Origin of the sequence: Parasutterella secunda (assembly GCF_024733725.1) — a bacterium.
Taxonomy (GTDB): Bacteria; Pseudomonadota; Gammaproteobacteria; order Burkholderiales; family Burkholderiaceae_F; genus Aphodousia; species Aphodousia faecalis.
On record NZ_JANRHP010000003.1, the window covers coordinates 162,331 to 179,095 of the forward strand.

Sequence of the window (16,765 nt, forward strand, 5' to 3'; positions counted from 1 at the left end):
CATGAAGTCAATGGTGAATGCTTCCTTATATCGGACATTGAGAAGAGATTATTTTGGATCGCCCGTTCGTTCTGTTTTGACGGTTCTTATTGCCGGTGTTCTTATTTGGTGTGTGGCTCTGTTTTGGGATTGGGGCGTTTTGAGTGCGGTTACACAGCCGGATCTTGCTCTATGTCGCTCAAGCGATGGCGCCTGCTGGGGATTTGTTGCTGAAAAGTGGCGTCTAATTTTGTTTGGCCGCTATCCCTATGAAGAACAGTGGCGACCGGCTCTGGCGACGGCATTGATTGTTTTAATGTTAGTGGCTACCTCATTGCCAGTTCTTTGGACAAAGAAGGGCTTCAAGATACTCTCGCTCGGTTGGCTGGTCGCTTTTGTTGTCTTTTTTGTTTTGATGGCTGGCGGTCTTTTTGGCCTTGTTTCGGTGGACTCTGATGCCTGGGGTGGTTTACCGTTGACTGTCATACTGACATTAATTGGAATGACTTTCTCTGCCCCGATAGGCATTTTGTTGGCTATTGGGAGGCGCTCTTCCCTACCTGTCGTGCAGGTTTTATCAACAAGTTATATTGAACTTGTACGAGGCGTTCCGCTTATTACGGTGTTATTTGTCGCTACCTACATTTTCCCTTTGTTGTTACCCTCTGGTTGGGTGATTGATGGTTTTTGGCGTATTGCGTTTGGTATTGTTTTGTTTCAGGCGGCTTACATGGCCGAGACGGTAAGAGGGGGGCTGCAAACAATCGCAAAGGGACAGTTTGATGCCGCGGCTTCCTTGGGATTTAAGTCTTGGCAGGTTTATCTTTACATCATTTTGCCTCAAGCATTAGTGGCAGTTATTCCTGCGCTGGTCAATAGTTTATTGTCAACTTTTATGGATACGTCTTTGGTTACGGTTGTCTCCATGTATGATTTGACCGGTGCGCTACGTTTGGCCTTGGGTGATCCCCAATGGAGACAATTCTTTGTTGAAGGCTATCTCTTTGTGGCAGCAATTTACTTCTTTGCAAGCTTAATAATGTCTCGTTACAGCATTTGGCTTGAGCATCGAATTAAGGAAGGCAGTCGTCATGATTAAAGTGCATGAACACACGGTTGAAGTGGTCAATAAAAATGATCCGCTGTTCGAACAATTGACGATGTCCAATCTACTTCGCCATCTTGAACGCTATGCGAAAGAACCTCACAAGTACTTTGAACCACTTGAACGCTCAGAAGTACAGGAGTCATTTGAAAATGGAGAGCATGTTTTACACAGAATTCTGCATTTTGGGCAGATGATCGTAAGAGATAAGGTGGTTTTTACCGATTCTCAAACGATGGTAACGGAAGTAGAGCACACGGAAGATTATCCTGACAGTCGTTTTACGGTCAAAATTGAAACATCAGAAAATAATGACTCCATCCGTTTGCGTTTCCTTTATGAAGAAGATACTGATGAAGCGCCGGCGGAAGATATTTTTCTATCTTTAAGACGAAAAGCATACGAGCAAAAAGATAAAGATATGGTTGAGCAAATTAGGCAGCGTGCTCGAGATTTATCAGCCTTATCCTAAGTTTTCTTTATTTCCCATTCTTTTTTAGAAAGATTTATCCATGACTTTGACTCAAGAAGCCAATAATCGGATTGTTTTAACTCTATCAAATGAAATTCACGCTAAAGATACGCAGGTAGAGGCAGCCGTTAATCTGCTTGATACGGGAGCGACGGTTCCTTTCATTGCGCGTTACCGGAAAGAGGTAACGGGAGGCTTGGACGATTCCCAGCTTCGTCTGTTACAGGAGCGATTGGTCTATCTGCGCGATATGGAAGAGCGTCGAGCTGTTGTGATGGAATCCATCGCTGCACAGGGGAAATTGACAGAGGAGTTAAAACAGGCGCTTTTGCGAGCAGAAACAAAGCAGCGCATTGAAGATTTGTATCTTCCCTATAAGCCAAAGCGTCGGACTCGAGCACAAATTGCCAAAGAGGCCGGGCTTGAGCCGCTAGCCAATAGTCTTTTTGAGAACCCGACACTTACTCCTGAGACAGAAGCTGCCCGATTCCTCAATGAAGAAAAAGGCATTAAGAGTATTAAGGATGCTTTAAACGGCGCGCGTGATATTTTGGCAGAACGTTTTAGTGAAGATGCTGAACTTTTGGCCCAGTTGCGTTCTTTCCTCACTAAGCATGGCTTCGTTGTTTCTGAACTTATAGAGGGAAAGGAAACAGAAGGCGCAAAATTTAAGGACTATTTTGATTTTGACGAAGAGTTAACGGCCATTCCCTCCCATCGAGCGCTTGCTCTTTTCCGGGGACGTCAAGAAGGTGTTCTGTCAGTCAAAATTGCATTGAGTGAAGAGGAGGAAGCTCAAAAACCTCATCCTTGTCAGAGTCTTATTGCCGAATACTTTGGGATAAAAGATTTAGGGCGGGCAGCGGATTCGTGGTTGCAGGAAGTTTGTCGTTGGACATGGCGCGTTAAAGTCAACCTAACCTTGGAGACAGAGCTATTTGAGTCTATTCGGGAAAGGGCTGAAGAAGAAGCTATTCGAGTGTTCGGTATTAACTTGAAAGATTTACTTTTAGCGGCTCCCGCGGGACAAAAAGGTGTGATCGGTTTGGATCCTGGTTTACGAACTGGCGTTAAAGTGGCGGTTATTTCTGCCACGGGCAGTGTATTGGAAACGGGCGTGATTTACCCTCACGAACCAAAAAAGGAATGGGATCGATCAATTGAGATTTTGGCCGCATTAGCCAAACGTCATGGTTCTAAGCTTATCAGTATTGGAAACGGTACAGCTAGCCGCGAGACAGATCGCTTAGCCGCAGATTTAATTGCTCGCTATCCGGAATTGGGTTTAATAAAAGTGGTTGTCAGTGAAGCGGGTGCTAGCGTTTATTCAGCAAGTGAATTGGCGGCCAAAGAATTCCCCGATATGGATGTCAGTTATCGTGGAGCGGTTTCCATTGCCAGAAGACTTCAGGATCCATTGGCAGAGTTGGTGAAAATTGATCCCAAAGCGATCGGAGTTGGACAGTATCAACATGATGTCAATCAGATTCATTTGGCACAAAAGTTAGACGCTGTCGTTGAAGATTGTGTGAATGCCGTGGGTGTAGATCTCAACACAGCTAGTGTTCCGCTTCTAGCAAGAGTTTCTGGCTTAACAAAAACCGTTGCTCAGTCCATTGTGACGTATCGCGATGCACACGGTGCTTTTAAGAACAGAAAAGATTTAATGAACGTGCCTCGTTTGGGTGAGAAAACTTTTGAACAAGCGGCAGGCTTCCTTCGTATCAGCGGAGGAGACAATCCGTTAGATACTTCTGCTGTTCATCCGGAGGCTTATCCTGTTGTTGAGAAAATTTTGGCTAAAACCGGCTGTGATATAAGCACATTGATTGGTAACCATGAGGTTTTAAAGGGATTAAAAGCCTCAGAATTTACCGATGACCGGTTCGGCATTCCGACTGTGAAGGATATTTTGTCTGAATTGGAAAAGCCGGGACGAGATCCTCGCCCAGAATTTAAAACCGCTGTGTTCCGTGAAGGTGTCGAAACAATCGCTGACTTAAGAGTGAATATGGAATTGGAAGGCGTTGTCTCTAATGTGGCCGCTTTTGGAGCATTCGTGGACATCGGCGTACATCAAGACGGATTGGTGCATGTCTCCGAATTAGCAGATCATTTTGTAAAAGATCCCAGAGAAGTCGTAAAGGTTGGACAAATCGTTAAGGTAAGAGTGATTGATGTGGATATCGCTCGAAACCGTATCTCGTTGTCAATGAAAAGTGGGAAGCAAAAAGATTATCGGGTTAAACCAACGCAATCTTTGCCTCAACGAAATAAACCGATGGGAGCAATGGCTAGTGCTTTTGCAAAATTAAAACGCTGATAAGAGATTGAGAAAAATAAGGCGTTGTACTTAGCCGAAACTGCTAAAATCAAAAGAATGCGAAAACGAAAGTTTTCGGTTTTCTCTCTAACTGATAAGGAGTTGAATATGGACAACCCTAAGGACGCCAAGCCTTTGGAAATGCCCCCCGTTTTAGCACACGTTCAGGCCGCTGTGGATAAATTGGCTGCCTGCGAAACGATTAAGGCTGCTATTGAGGCCGTTAAGCGTGATGACGAAAAAACGCTTGCTGATCAAATTGCTATTACTGAGGTTGAAGCCCCTCCTTTCCATGAAGAAGTTCGTGCCAAAGACTTTGTTCGTCGTTTGGAAGAACTGGGCTTGAAGGCATCAATTGATGAAGAAGGCAACGTGGTTGCCCGTCGAGCCGGTAAAGGTAATGGTCCGACGCTTGTTTTAGCTGCTCACTTGGATACGGTGTTCCCTGCTGGAACAAATCCCAAGGTTCGTCAAGAAGGCAATCGTTATTTAGCTCCTGGTATCAGTGATGATGCTCGCGGTTTGGCCGCTATCTTGCAAGTTTTGCGTACGTTGCAGGAATTTAAGATTCAAACCATCGGCGATATCCTCTTTGTTGGCAGTGTCGGTGAAGAAGGTAACGGCGATTTGCGTGGCTCGAAGTATCTCTTCAACAAGAGCGGTATTCACATTGACGGCTTTATTTCCGTTGATGGTGTGAATGTCAATCGCGTTTTGTGCGGTGCAACGGGTTCTAAGCGTTATCGCGTTCATTTTGATGGTCCTGGCGGACACTCTTGGAACGCTTTCGGTACGCCGAGCGCCATTCATGCTATCGGTCGTGCCATCGCTAAGATTGCTGATTTGCAAACGGTTAGCGATCCGAAGACGACTTTCACCTGCGGAACGATCAAGGGTGGTACAACGGTTAATTCCATCGCTGCTCACGTGGAAATGGAATTGGATATGCGTAGTGCCGGTGCCAAGGAATTGGACGAACTTGAAGCCCGCATTCTGCCGATTTTTGAACAGGCCGCTAAGGATGAAAATGCCCGCTGGGGTTATAAGGATGAAGATGGCGTGAAGCTTACGCTTGAGCCGATCGGTCATCGTCCCGGAGGCGGTCAGAAGGATGAGGTCAGCGTTTTGCAGGCTGCCCGCGGTGCCATGGCTGCATTGGGTATTCCGCTTTATTCTTATGCCTTTGCCTCTACCGATCACAATGTGGCGGTTAATAAGGGTATTCCGGCCACGACGTTGGGCGGCGGCGGAAAAGAAGGCTTTAACCATAATGTTAAAGAATGGTACGAGCCGGTTGATGCTTACCAAGGTCCTCAGTTAGCTATGTTGACGAGCTTGGTCTTGGTTGGCGTCGAAGGGGTCAGCGAACCTGTACTCGAAAAACGCGCTTAACTCCATGAAAAAAAGGCGGAATCTTTTGGACTCCGCCTTCAGTAATATGTCCCGCCTAATTTAGGCGGGATTTTTTGTTTAGCGTTCGATTAGGGGTTCTCCGTCACGAGCGCTACCCTGATTCATTAGGGCATTTAACAAGATGGCACCAAAAGTGGCCGTACCGATACCACCCAGTGTAAAACCGGCGATATTAATCGTGAAGTCGCCTGCACCTAAAATTAAGGTCACAGCAGCAACAATCAAATTGCGGTTATTGCCAAAATCAACCTGATTGACAACCCAAATTCGAGCACCAGCGACAGCAATCAGACCGAAAACAACGATAGAAACACCACCCAGCAAAGGTTGGGGAATAGTCTGAATAATCGCTCCGAATTTTGGTGAAAAACCTAAGACAATCGCAAAGCAAGCCGCAACAACAAAAATCAGAGTCGAATAGACGCGTGTAGCAGCCATCACGCCGATATTTTCGCCGTATGTTGTCACACCAGTGCCACCAAAACTAGCCGCAAACATCGTTGCAAGACCGTCTCCTAAAAAGGCTCGGCCCATATAGGGATCTAAATTTCTGCCGGTCATAGCGGTCACAGCTTTGACGTGGCCTAAATTTTCTCCAATCAGAATAATGACGACAGGAGTAATCAAGAGGATGGCGTTGAAATCAAAGCTTGGGCTGGAGAAATGTGGCAAACCGAACCAAGCCGCGTTGGCAATGACAGAAAAATCGATGGCTGGTCCAAAATGCAAAATATTCGCTAGGACAAAGTAAATAACATAGCTGAGTGCGATGCCGACGAGAATCAATAATTTTTGTACGAGTCCTCTCGTATAAACAGCGACGGCTCCAACGCACACCATGGTGATGATAGCGATGCAAGCGTTAAACGTACCGGTTCCCACACTCTTACAGGCCGTTGGCGCAAGATTTAAACCGATGACGGCCACCACAGCGCCGGTGACAACCGGAGGCATCAGTTTTTCAATCCACTTAACTCCGGTTGACATAACAATGAGACCTACAAGGGCATAAATGAGACCGCAAGCAATAATCCCGCCTAAGGCGACACCAATGTTTGCATTCAATCCCGAACCTGCCGTATAGCCTGTTGCAGCAATGACAACACCGATAAAGGCAAAACTAGAGCCTAAATAACTTGGAACATGGCCGCCGACAATGAAAAAGAAAATAAGTGTGCCGATACCGCTCATTAAAATGGCGACATTCGGGTCAAAACCCATTAGCAAAGGGGCCAAGATGGTTGAGCCGAACATGGCTACTACGTGTTGAACACCCAACGCAAGCGTTTGTCCGGTGGGTAATCGTTCATCGGGTGCAATAATGCCGTCTTTTTTTAATTTCCATTGCGGGAAATAACTCATTTTTCATGCTCCAAAAATTATTTCGAGCATTTTAACGCCAGATAGTTTGAGTCAGGGAAAATTAATGAAATTAGGTACAATAACCCCCTTAATTGATGACTTTATTCGTTGAATTGTCGAAAGAATTTTAAAAAATGGCCACTTTAGATACCCAATTGGCAAGGGATGTGAAAAAGCGTCGTACTTTTGCCATTATTGCTCACCCGGATGCGGGTAAAACGACATTGACTGAAAAGTTACTGCTTTTTGGCGGAGCTATTCAGATGGCTGGTGCTGTTAAAGGAAGAAAGGCAGCCCGTCATGCCACCAGTGACTGGATGGAGGTCGAACAGCAGCGTGGTATTTCTGTGACTAGTTCTGTAATGCAGTTCGAGTATGACGGTCATGTCATTAATTTGCTAGATACCCCGGGGCATGAAGACTTTTCGGAAGATACATATCGGGTGCTGACAGCGGTGGATGCCGCTGTGATGGTTATTGATGCTGCCAAAGGCGTAGAAGCTCAAACAATCAAGTTGCTGGAAGTGTGCCGTCTGCGCAATACCCCGATTATCACCTTCATCAATAAGATGGACCGTGAAGTTAGAGACCCGATTGATCTGCTCAGTGAAATCGAGGAAATTCTCAAACTCGAATGTGTTCCTATTACTTGGCCTATTGGAATGGGAAAGACATTCCGTGGAGTATTTTCTTTAACAAAAGATCACTTGGTCCGTTTTACGCCCGGTGAAGACCGCTTGTCTGGTAACGAGGAACTTATCGAGGGGTTGGATAATCCTAGACTCGATGAGCTCTTCCCAATGGAAATGGGTTATGTGCGTGAAAGCATCGAGTTGATCAAAGGTGTCAGCAACCCGTTTGATATTGAAAAGTTTCTTGCGGGTGAACAAAGCCCCGTCTTTTTCGGTTCCGGTGTGAATAACTTCGGTGTGAAAGATGTTCTGGAAGCCTTGGTTCAGTGGGCTCCGGAGCCTCAACCTCGTGATGGTGGTGTCCGCTTGGTGGAACCTACAGAAAAACCGTTTACGGGGTTTGTTTTCAAGATTCAGGCCAACATGGACCCGAAACATCGAGACCGCATTGCTTTTTTCCGAGTATGTTCAGGCCGCTACACGCCGGGCATGAAAGTTAAGCATTTGCGAGAAGATCGGGAAATGAAGATTCCCAATGCTTTGACCTTTATGGCCAATGACCGCGTAACCATGACAGATGCGGTGGCGGGTGACATTATTGGGATCTATAACCATGGTCAGCTTCATATTGGGGATACGCTGACGGAAGGGGAAAAATTAGGCTTTACGGGCATCCCGTATTTTGCTCCGGAATTGTTCCGCTCGGCTAGACCTAAGGATCCTTTTAAGGCTAAGCAGCTGCATAAAGGCTTGAAAGAGTTGGGCGAAGAGGGAGCTATTCAGGTATTTGAAAACGACTTGGGACACCTTTTCCTTGGCGCGGTTGGATTCTTGCAATTTGAAATCGTTGCACAGCGTTTGGCAACAGAATACAAGGTGGATGCTTTGTATGAAAATACGGACGTCTCGACTGCTCGATGGTTGTCATTTCCCGATGAACTAACGCAAAAACAGTTTATGGATGAACAGGCCTCCAGGCTTGCTCGTGATGCAGACGGTAATTTGGTGTATTTAGCGACATCTATTTACAACCTGCAAACCACTCAGAAGCACTGGCCCCAAGTTCAGTTCCATACGACTCGGGAAAAGAATCAGTCCTTCGCCTAATTTTGATATCGGCCGCATTAGCGGCCGATGTCAAAATAGGAGTATTAAAGTCCCGTTCTAAGCTTCCAATGTTTAGAACTTCCCAAAACATTCAAAGCGACCGTTCGTCCGGTTTTTTGAATGCTTTGCTGCAGGTATAGATTGGTATCGCTAGGCTCTTGTTCAATAAAAGGCTTATTGGCATAGAGCTGGTAATTCTTCCGAACGATTCTAGGCGTAATGTTAGGCATGATGACATTACAGCCGTGTAAGATACCTTTTTCTCGACCGTTTTCTTCTAGAGCGTGCAAAGCCGTAGCGGCTGCAATATTAATATCAGGAATAACAAGGCGTGTAGTAGCGATCATATTAAGAGAAAGTCGCATTAATGCTTTTTCTTCCATCATGCCTTCGCCCAACATATCACCGCCTTCGCTAGTGATATAGGGCCCCATTCCGATCATATCCAGATCTAATTTTTGGAACGTGCGTATATCTTGACAAAGGTCTTGCAATGTCTGCCCAGGGATGCCAATCATGACACCCGAGCCAACCTGATAGCCCGCGCGGCGCAGATCAGCCAAAGCTTGATAGCGTCTTTGAAGCGCTTTTTCGCGTCCCGGAGCGTGATGCAGGTGATCAAACAATTTTGGGTTGGAAGTTTCAAATCGTAGCAGATAACGTAAGCCAATAGGATTTCCGCTCGCTTGAGCCCATTGCTTGTAGACCTCAAAGCTCTGCTCACCTAAAGAAAGAGTAATTCCAAGACCATTGGGTAATTCGGGGCTAACCGTTTTCTCGTGAATAGTTTTTAAGACATCTGTGACGAAAGCGATAAATTTCGGATCCCGACGCTCGCCCGATTGCAGACAAATTGAACCGTAGTGGTTGGTAGCCGCCCAAAGAGCCGCATTGACAATCGTTTCTTTATCTAGCTCATAACGGGGAACGTTATGATTGGATTTACGTATCCCACAGTAACGACAATCCAGCGTACAGATATTGGAAAATTCAATAAGTCCCCGATAGTAAACATTATTGCCAACCGTATGAGTTGCTCTGTCATAGGCGGCTTGTCGCAAAATTTCTGCTTCCGTTGGGTCTGTTATTGCCAGTAAACGAACAATATCCTCGTCGGAAAATTCGGTTTGTTTAACGATCTCGGTGATGCTTTTCATGAACATGATCCTTAGAGCGTTTTCAGTGCGTGGTCGAAGGCTGCTTTAGCATCGGGATGACAAGCCAACACCCGTGGCAATACCCCTTGTAAATAGGAAATCGTGACACCATAGTTTGTCATGGGAACACCTTGCGCTTTAGCCTGGCGCAAACGAGCTAACATGTGTCGACGCGTGACAATGCAGCCTCCACACTGAATGATGACTTTGTAAGGCGTCAAATCCGTGGGGAAGTCCTTACCAACAGCAATGTCAATATTCAAATCACCAAAAGTTTTTCTTAACCAATTGGGGATTTTTACCCGACCAATATCATCTTTTAACGGATGATGCGAGCATGTTTCAGCAATTAAAACTTTGTCTCCCGGTTTCAACTTTGTCAGTGCCGCCGCACCGATGGCCATTTCTAAAAGATCACTTTTTGAATAAGCCATTTGGATAGAGAAAGTTGTAACGGGAATAGGCTCGGGAACTTCCTTTACAACACGCAAAACAACTTGGCTGTCTGTGACAACCAGCTGAGGAGGCTGCTTAAGCTCGTTAAGCGTTTCGGTAATTCGATCTTCCTTGATGACAAAGCATTTGGCGCCGGCATCAAGCAACTCGCGAATGGCTTGTACTTGAGGCAGGATTAAACGTCCTTTCGGAGCTCCGGTGTCAATCGGTGTAACAAGTAAAACCGTGTCTCCTGCCTTTGCCAATTCTCCCATTAGGGGGCGGTCCGGTTCGGTTTTTTCCAATACTGTCTGAATGATGGCATCACGCAAATCGGAAATACCTTCACGATTGGCGGCGCTGGTTTCTATGACTTTATAACCTCGAGAGCGAAGAGCCTGTTCGTGTTCTTTAGTGGGTTTGCACAGATCGGTCTTATTAAAAACAACAATGGTGGGAGTGCCATTATTTAAAGTTTTTTTCAGAATATTTTCTTCGTGACTTCCCCAAGTTCCCGCTTCGCAAACAACAATGGCGATATCCATCCATTCCAAAACAGACAGACTTTTCTCCACGCGAGCCAGTCCCAGATCCCCCTCATCATCGATACCGGCCGTGTCCATGAAAACAACTGGCCCAATGGGAGACAATTCAAAGGCTTTTTCAACCGGATCGGTTGTTGTTCCAGCAACGCTGCTCACAATAGAAATATTTTGGTTGGCTAGGGCGTTAATAAGGGAGGATTTCCCGGCATTACGTTTTCCAAATAGGCCGAAGTGCAGGCGAAGGCCTTTCGGGGTTTCCATGCGGCTGGTTGCCATGATATTGATTCCTAATAAGCAAAAAGGGACTCGCCTAATGATAGCGAATCCCTTTTAATCAGACGTGTATCAAAAAGATACTTTTGTACAAATTATTTTTCGAGATTTGTACGGATAACGTCCTTTTCAAGCCACTTCGGAGAGTGGTGCTCGGCAGCTTCGTAAGAGATCGTGCCTTCGCCCGGACCCCAAATGCCCTTGAAGTGTTCCCAAGAGAGCAAAGCCAAGGGGATGTGAGCACACACAACCATCAACGAGCAGATGATGGAACCCCAAACATGGAAGATATACATCCACCAGAAGGCACCTTTCGGAATCGCAGGAGCGAAGTAGAAAAGCATCCAACCGGTAACGGCGAGGCCATACATCATGAAGAAGAAAATGAGATAGCTCATCTTTTGGCCGCCGTTGTAACGACCTTGCGGCGGAACTTCAACCGGACCGAACGGGATCTTGAAGAAACGACGCGGGTAACCGCCAAAATTGCGGAACCACTTGATCGTATCCATATCCCAAGTTAACAAGGCATTCAACGTCGCAGCGAAACGATGCGGAGCGAACACCAAGTAACCGATCAAGTTAAAGGTATACACAACGGCAATCCAGATGTGCCAAATCATCAAATTGTTAGCGGTTTCATCGGAGAGGTTGCAGAAATACACAGCCGCACCGGTGAACAGCAATGCAAACCACGTCACCGCATTAACAGCGTGGAATACTTTGTCAGCGGGGTGGAATCGTAAGATACGTTCAGCCATTAGTGTTTACCTCCCAAAGCCGCTAATTGCGTACGCGGATAGTAGCGGGTATGCAACAGGTGGTGAGCCAATTCACCGGTGGCCGGTTGCGTGTGCATGTCAGCATAAAAACGCAACACAGACTTGTTCTGGTGAGAACAGGTAAGGCCATTTTCTTGGCAAATCTTGTCATCACGGTACAAGCCGGCTTGACGAGCTTTAATAACGTCAGAGCGACGTTGGATGAGGTCAACAACGGCGTAGCCCGTGACACCAATTGCCAAAGCCGTCACACCGACAACTTTCAAAAAGCCGCGGCGACCGAGCATAGCAACGGTTTGTCGTTCGGTATATTCATACTTGCGCATTTATTGTCTCCATCCAATTAAATTTGCACAGGAACGGGCAACGTGGGGTTTAGCCATGTTGCACTGTCAGTGCGAACCGGTTGACCACCGCCATTGACGCAGCCGCCAGGGCAGTTCATCACTTCGATGAAGTGATAACGGTTCTTGTCTTCCTTGATGCGACGCAAAACACCTTCGAGGCCTTGCAAAGCACCATTGACGACGCAAACGCGGACTTCGAACACCTTGCCGCCCAATTTCTTGATGGGCACAGGAATCGTTGCTTCCACAACTGCATCGGTATGACCACGGACGATCTTAATATCCGGATCCTTTAATTCTTCGCCGGCCAACACAAAGTAAGCCGTACGCAAAGCAGCTTCCATCACACCGCCGGAGGCACCGAAGATGGTACCGGCACCGGTGTAGATTTCCATCGTGCTGCGTTCACGAGTCTTCGGCATTTCCAACGGATTGATGCCTTTACGACGGAAAATTTCAGCAATTTCGCGAGCCGTCACAACAGCATCGACGTCTTGGAAAGAGGGGGTGTTAGCCGGGATCTTGCCGGTTTCAACCAAGTGATGCCAGGCGGCATTCATTTCCGGACGGGCAGCTTCAAAGATCTTGGCGGTGCAAGGTGTCACAGCTACGACATAAATGTCGCGGGGATCTTTCTTCCAAACGTATTCAGCAGCCCAGGTCTTAGCAACCGGACCACCCATCTGAATCGGGCTCTTAGCCGTAGACAAGTGGGGCAGCAAGCCCGGGTGGAACGTTTCAACGTTCTTAACCCAAGCAGGGCAGCAGCTCGTGAAATGCGGGAAGGGGTGCTTGGCAGCTTCTTCGAGTTCAGGGCCGCGTTCGCCCAAGACCCAATAACGGATCTTGTTGATGAACTCAAAACCTTCTTCCATGATGGTTTGGTCAGCCGATTGGTTCACGTCATAGGTGGTGAAGCCGGCCTTTTCCAAAGCGTTCACGAATTGTTCGGTGACCAATTCACCGGCCTTAGCGCCGAATTCTTCACCGACGGAAACACGAACGGCAGGAGACGGGTGAGCAACTACGAGCTTGTTGGGGTCATCGAGCATCTTCATGACTTCATCAACAAAGCTCATTTGTTCGATCGCGTTGAAGGGGCAAGCGATCAAGCATTGGCCGCAGGCCAAGCAAGCGTCTTCACGGATGGAGTGGACAACACCCAGACCACCGGAGATGGCGTGCACCGGGCAAACTTTACGGCATGTGTCGCAACCAACGCAGTTGTCCTTGTTGATCTTGATCACACCGCGCAATTCACCGCGACGGAGGTTGCCAACGTATTCAGGTCCGTTTTCTCCGTGCGCATTGGGCGGCGGAGTAAACGTATTGACCATAATCGTTTTGGACATGTTTAAATCTCTCCCAAGATTTACTAAAAATGGAATCTCTGAGTGGCAAGTGCCTTGTGCACAGGTCCTCTTGAAACTCAGGGATTGTACGTACAATTCCTGTCGTCATAGGCACGCCTTGGTCCCGGCATACCATCCGACAACGGTGGAACTATAAAGAATTTTTACAAAAAATAATAAAAAAATAGGTAAAAAATTACTACCCCATAAGAGGTAGAAATCTCTTATTACATGTCGATGCTTGACAGAGGTTTGCGCAATTCAGCGCGTACGTTATCCATACCGGAGTAAAAAGCTTTCATCATTACAAGCCCTAAGAACTTGCCGGCATCGGTCACGATAAGATTGTCCGGATTGCTCGGATTTTCTTTGATGGCGCCTGCCAGTTTAAGCCCCAGCATTTCCTTAAAGAGCGCCTTATCCAAATCAACGCCGTGCACATCACGGAAATATTTGCGGGACAGACGCGCTGCAAAAAGTCCCAGCAACAGGCGATACTGTAAAACAGAGTGCTTATCGAAGCGTTTTCGTCTTTCTACGCCCATTTTGCCTTGGCTGATTCTTTCGTTGTAGCGGCGAAGGCTGAATGTGTTGACGTATAAAGAGTCTCCAAGGAAGCTAAAGGCGCCGGAACCTAAACCCAGATATTCATCATGGTCAACGACATACTCATCGAAACCTTCATCGTGAGAGCGGCCGAAGGTCCAGGATGTCAGCTGATTGTAGTTTTTGCCTAACGTATCCAGGATGATGCGGTACTGTGCAGCAAGATCGGCGCTCGGAGCAGCGATGGTGTTGCGGACGCTGGCTTTGGTTTGCGTGGTAACCATCAAAGGATAGGTCGTAATTTGACGAGGATTTAACTTCATCAGCAAGTCCACATCACGCTGAAGAATTTCCTCGGTTTGTCCTCTGAACCCGAAAATCATGTCAACATTCATGATCGGGAAGAGTTCCTGAGCGGCCTGAATGCGTTCGAAAATTTGTTCACCGCTGCCAAACTTTTCGTAGCGGTCGATCATTTTAAGGATATTGTCATCAAAACTTTGAACGCCGACCGACATACGGTCCACAAGTCCCTTCAAATGTTTGAAGCTTTCAGTGGCAAGGTGTGCAGGATCTGTTTCGCAGGAAACTTCTTTCATGGACGGAAAGAGCTTGCGCGCCAGTTCAATAGTTTTAATGAGCTCATCCTCGAGAATGGTTGTTGTACCGCCGCCGATATACATAGACGTGAAGTCATACCCCATATCACGGGCCATCTGCATTTCTTTGCGCAGACTTACAAAATACTCACGAGCTTTGTATTCTTTAAAAATAAAGCGGTGAAAAGTGCAATAAGAACACAACGTATGGCAAAACGGAATATGGGCATACATCATGTACTGATGACCTTCCTGCGGAGCAGGATGCCGATCCAATATGATCGGCTCCACATTGAGTTCTCGGTCAATGTAGTACTTCATGATGCGGTCGGTTAATCCGATCATCCAATCCGGTAATAATTTGTCGTGTTCAGCCATAGTGTTGTTCTTCTAATATCAAGTGCGAAAGGTCGTATTTTAGCGATGACCTGCGTAAAGTGCTTGAATTTGCGGAGCAAATTTTTCCGCTAATACCTTTCGTTTGAGTTTGAGCGTCGGGGTCATCAAGCCATTTTCAATAGTCCAAGGTTCAAGCGTCATATGGACATTTCTCGGCAAGGCATACTGCGGGAAATCTTTGACGGCAGTCTTTATGCGTTTCAAGACGGCATTGCGCGTTACCGTAGCCATTAAACTTTCCGGGTCATTGGGATCCAGATCCAAAGTTGCGGCTAACTTTGACCATTCTTCTTTGTTTAAGACAACGATGGTGGAAATGAAGGGCCGATTTTCACCGATAACGTAAGCTTGGTCAAAAAGAGGATCAATTTCAATCGCCAATTCCAAATCGGCAGGTGGCACCTTTTCGCCAGTGCTTGTAACAATAATTTCCTTGATTCGACCAACGATTCGCAAAAAGCCCTCATGGTCAAATTCTCCGACGTCTCCGGTCTTTAACCAACCGTCATCGGTGAAGGCCTCACGAGTGGCTTGTGGACGATTCCAGTATCCCTTCATGATAGAAGGTGATTTAACCTGAATTTCGTTTTCTTCACTCAAGCGAACATTCGTTTCGGGTAACGGTTTGCCGACTGTGCTTGGGTGATTGTAGGTAAGAGAATTACCAGCGATGATGGGGCTGGATTCTGTCATTCCGTAGCCCTGAATGATAGGCAGACCTAATCCGCAGAACGCCTTGGCGACTTTAGCGTTGAGTGCTGCACCACCGCTGATGGCGATTCGAAGTTGTCCTCCGAATTGATTCAAAAGTGTTTTTGAAACCAATCGTTCAAGAATCGGCCAAATGATGGGATCAAGTACGGTTACGCCGCCTTTTTGAGCAGGCAATCCGTATTTTTTACAAAAGCGTCTCCATCCGACATCAACTGCCCAATTAAATAAGAATCGAACGAAGCCGGATTCACGAGCTAATTTATTTTGAACTTTGGCAAAGATTCGCTCGTAGATTCGGGGAACAGAAATGATGACATTCGGGCGCACAATTCGGAAGTCTTCAGCAAGCTGTTGGATGGATCGGGTAAAAACAATGGTGCAGCCCATACCGAGCGCTAAGTAGTAGCCGGCCATGCGTTCAAAAGTGTGAGACAGCGGTAAAAACGACAGGAAAACGTCGCCGGGCTTCGGTGAAACAGTCTTCAGAGTGTTGATAACGTTACTGACAACATTCTTATGAGTGAGCATGACGCCTTTAGGCCGTCCGGTCGTTCCCGACGTGTAAACAATGGCAGCTAAGTCATCTTCTGTGGGCGGCTCAGGCAACTCTTCTACACCGTGGCCCGTTGCAAGCCAAGACTCCAGATCCCAATGATGCACACCGTCTTGTCGAGGTTCGGGGGCGGACTCTTCCGTAAAAATCACATTGCGCAAATCCGGCATAACAGTGTGAGTGAGGTAGATGGAGTCCCAGCGGCTCTGCCGGTTTGTAACGAGAACGGTTGCTTGGCTGTCAGCGATGATAAAGGCACTGGATCCCGCAGTATCAATGGCATGCAGCGGGACCGGGACGTGCCCATTGGCAAGCACGGCCTGATCGCAGCAAATGGCATCAACGCCGTTTGGCAGCAAAATAGCGATGCGGTCTCCGCGCTTGAGTCCAAGCTTGCTGAAAGCCCGTCTCCACTGTTGAATACGTTCGTAGAGGTCTCTGTAAGAAATGCGTTCCCACGTATTGGAACGACGGTCAAATTGTCTCAGTGCCTCTGTGTGGGGAGCAATTTTGGCTCGAGCGGGAACGAACTGATCAAGTGTCTTCAATTGGCTGAGTGCCTGAAAACGAATTTCGGTGGAATCAATAGCCACAATGAACCTCAAAAACAATAATTTTCTTAACCCGCTTATTGTAAGACGAAAGGGATTTCTTTAGGCAAGGTTCGATT

Annotated in this window: 13 protein-coding genes; 5 read left to right on the plus strand and 8 right to left on the minus strand. The window is 47.0% G+C overall.

Annotated elements, in window-relative coordinates; genetic code table 11:
- Position 1: 1 nt before the first annotated feature.
- The 4 genes from NW199_RS04305 (at position 2) to NW199_RS04320 (ending at position 5,271) form a co-directional block, all read left to right on the plus strand.
- The gene (locus NW199_RS04305; protein WP_258333727.1) at positions 2 to 1,078 is read left to right on the plus strand and encodes an amino acid ABC transporter permease; all 1,077 of its coding nucleotides are present in this window, start codon (positions 2 to 4) and stop codon (positions 1,076 to 1,078) included.
- Positions 1,071 to 1,556, plus strand: coding sequence for an AtaL-like protein (locus NW199_RS04310; protein WP_258333728.1), 486 nt, complete (start codon positions 1,071 to 1,073; stop codon positions 1,554 to 1,556). Before NW199_RS04305 ends, NW199_RS04310 begins: the two co-directional genes overlap by 8 nt.
- Positions 1,557 to 1,602: 46 nt before the next feature.
- On the plus strand, positions 1,603 to 3,879 hold the full coding sequence (locus tag NW199_RS04315; RefSeq protein WP_373691792.1) for a Tex family protein: 2,277 nt from the start codon (positions 1,603 to 1,605) through the stop codon (positions 3,877 to 3,879).
- Positions 3,880 to 3,987: 108 nt separating this feature from the next.
- A complete protein-coding gene (locus NW199_RS04320; protein ID WP_022473463.1) occupies positions 3,988 to 5,271 on the plus strand; it encodes a M20/M25/M40 family metallo-hydrolase in 1,284 nt (427 codons plus the stop codon).
- Between the two features lie 78 nt (positions 5,272 to 5,349).
- On the opposite strand, the gene NW199_RS04325 is transcribed toward NW199_RS04320, so the two are convergent.
- On the minus strand, positions 5,350 to 6,654 hold the full coding sequence (locus NW199_RS04325) for a solute carrier family 23 protein (RefSeq protein WP_022473464.1): 1,305 nt from the start codon (positions 6,652 to 6,654) through the stop codon (positions 5,350 to 5,352).
- A 134-nt stretch (positions 6,655 to 6,788) separates the two neighbouring features.
- Here NW199_RS04325 and NW199_RS04330 point away from each other — a divergent pair, with 134 nt between their 5' ends.
- Positions 6,789 to 8,393, plus strand: coding sequence for a peptide chain release factor 3 (locus tag NW199_RS04330; RefSeq protein ID WP_022473465.1), 1,605 nt, complete (start codon positions 6,789 to 6,791; stop codon positions 8,391 to 8,393).
- A gap of 44 nt (positions 8,394 to 8,437) precedes the next feature.
- Here NW199_RS04330 and hydE read toward each other — a convergent pair whose 3' ends face one another.
- The 7 genes from hydE to NW199_RS04365 all read right to left on the minus strand — a co-directional run bounded on the left by hydE (position 8,438) and on the right by NW199_RS04365 (position 16,688).
- Complete coding sequence (gene hydE, locus NW199_RS04335; RefSeq protein ID WP_258333730.1) at positions 8,438 to 9,550, minus strand: [FeFe] hydrogenase H-cluster radical SAM maturase HydE; 1,113 nt, start codon at positions 9,548 to 9,550, stop codon at positions 8,438 to 8,440.
- 11 nt (positions 9,551 to 9,561) lie between these two features.
- Positions 9,562 to 10,806, minus strand: a complete 1,245-nt coding sequence (hydF, locus tag NW199_RS04340; RefSeq protein ID WP_258333731.1) for a [FeFe] hydrogenase H-cluster maturation GTPase HydF — start codon at positions 10,804 to 10,806, stop codon at positions 9,562 to 9,564.
- 92 nt (positions 10,807 to 10,898) lie between these two features.
- Positions 10,899 to 11,564, minus strand: coding sequence for a cytochrome b/b6 domain-containing protein (locus tag NW199_RS04345; RefSeq protein WP_022473468.1), 666 nt, complete (start codon positions 11,562 to 11,564; stop codon positions 10,899 to 10,901).
- Positions 11,564 to 11,911, minus strand: coding sequence for an iron hydrogenase small subunit (locus NW199_RS04350; protein ID WP_022473469.1), 348 nt, complete (start codon positions 11,909 to 11,911; stop codon positions 11,564 to 11,566). The genes NW199_RS04345 and NW199_RS04350 overlap by 1 nt, the downstream gene beginning before the upstream one ends.
- Before the next feature lie 17 nt (positions 11,912 to 11,928).
- Positions 11,929 to 13,284, minus strand: coding sequence for a [Fe-Fe] hydrogenase large subunit C-terminal domain-containing protein (locus NW199_RS04355; protein ID WP_022473470.1), 1,356 nt, complete (start codon positions 13,282 to 13,284; stop codon positions 11,929 to 11,931).
- A gap of 227 nt (positions 13,285 to 13,511) precedes the next feature.
- On the minus strand, positions 13,512 to 14,807 hold the full coding sequence (locus NW199_RS04360) for a coproporphyrinogen III oxidase family protein (protein ID WP_022473471.1): 1,296 nt from the start codon (positions 14,805 to 14,807) through the stop codon (positions 13,512 to 13,514).
- A gap of 39 nt (positions 14,808 to 14,846) precedes the next feature.
- A complete protein-coding gene (locus NW199_RS04365) occupies positions 14,847 to 16,688 on the minus strand; it encodes an AMP-dependent synthetase/ligase (protein WP_258333732.1) in 1,842 nt (613 codons plus the stop codon).
- Positions 16,689 to 16,765 lie beyond the last annotated feature (77 nt).

Excerpts from the sequence above, each read along its gene's own strand:
- NW199_RS04305 (WP_258333727.1), top strand. The coding sequence starts at position 2 with ATGAAGTCAATGGTGAATGCTTCCTTATATCGGACATTGAGAAGAGAT.
- hydF (WP_258333731.1), bottom strand. The coding sequence starts at position 10,806 with ATGGCAACCAGCCGCATGGAAACCCCGAAAGGCCTTCGCCTGCACTTC.
- NW199_RS04350 (WP_022473469.1), bottom strand. The coding sequence starts at position 11,911 with ATGCGCAAGTATGAATATACCGAACGACAAACCGTTGCTATGCTCGGT.
- hydE (WP_258333730.1), bottom strand. The coding sequence starts at position 9,550 with ATGAAAAGCATCACCGAGATCGTTAAACAAACCGAATTTTCCGACGAG.
- NW199_RS04330 (WP_022473465.1), top strand. The coding sequence starts at position 6,789 with ATGGCCACTTTAGATACCCAATTGGCAAGGGATGTGAAAAAGCGTCGT.
- NW199_RS04345 (WP_022473468.1), bottom strand. The coding sequence starts at position 11,564 with ATGGCTGAACGTATCTTACGATTCCACCCCGCTGACAAAGTATTCCAC.
- NW199_RS04310 (WP_258333728.1), top strand. The coding sequence starts at position 1,071 with ATGATTAAAGTGCATGAACACACGGTTGAAGTGGTCAATAAAAATGAT.
- NW199_RS04325 (WP_022473464.1), bottom strand. The coding sequence starts at position 6,654 with ATGAGTTATTTCCCGCAATGGAAATTAAAAAAAGACGGCATTATTGCA.
- NW199_RS04355 (WP_022473470.1), bottom strand. The coding sequence starts at position 13,284 with ATGTCCAAAACGATTATGGTCAATACGTTTACTCCGCCGCCCAATGCG.
- NW199_RS04360 (WP_022473471.1), bottom strand. The coding sequence starts at position 14,807 with ATGGCTGAACACGACAAATTATTACCGGATTGGATGATCGGATTAACC.
- NW199_RS04320 (WP_022473463.1), top strand. The coding sequence starts at position 3,988 with ATGGACAACCCTAAGGACGCCAAGCCTTTGGAAATGCCCCCCGTTTTA.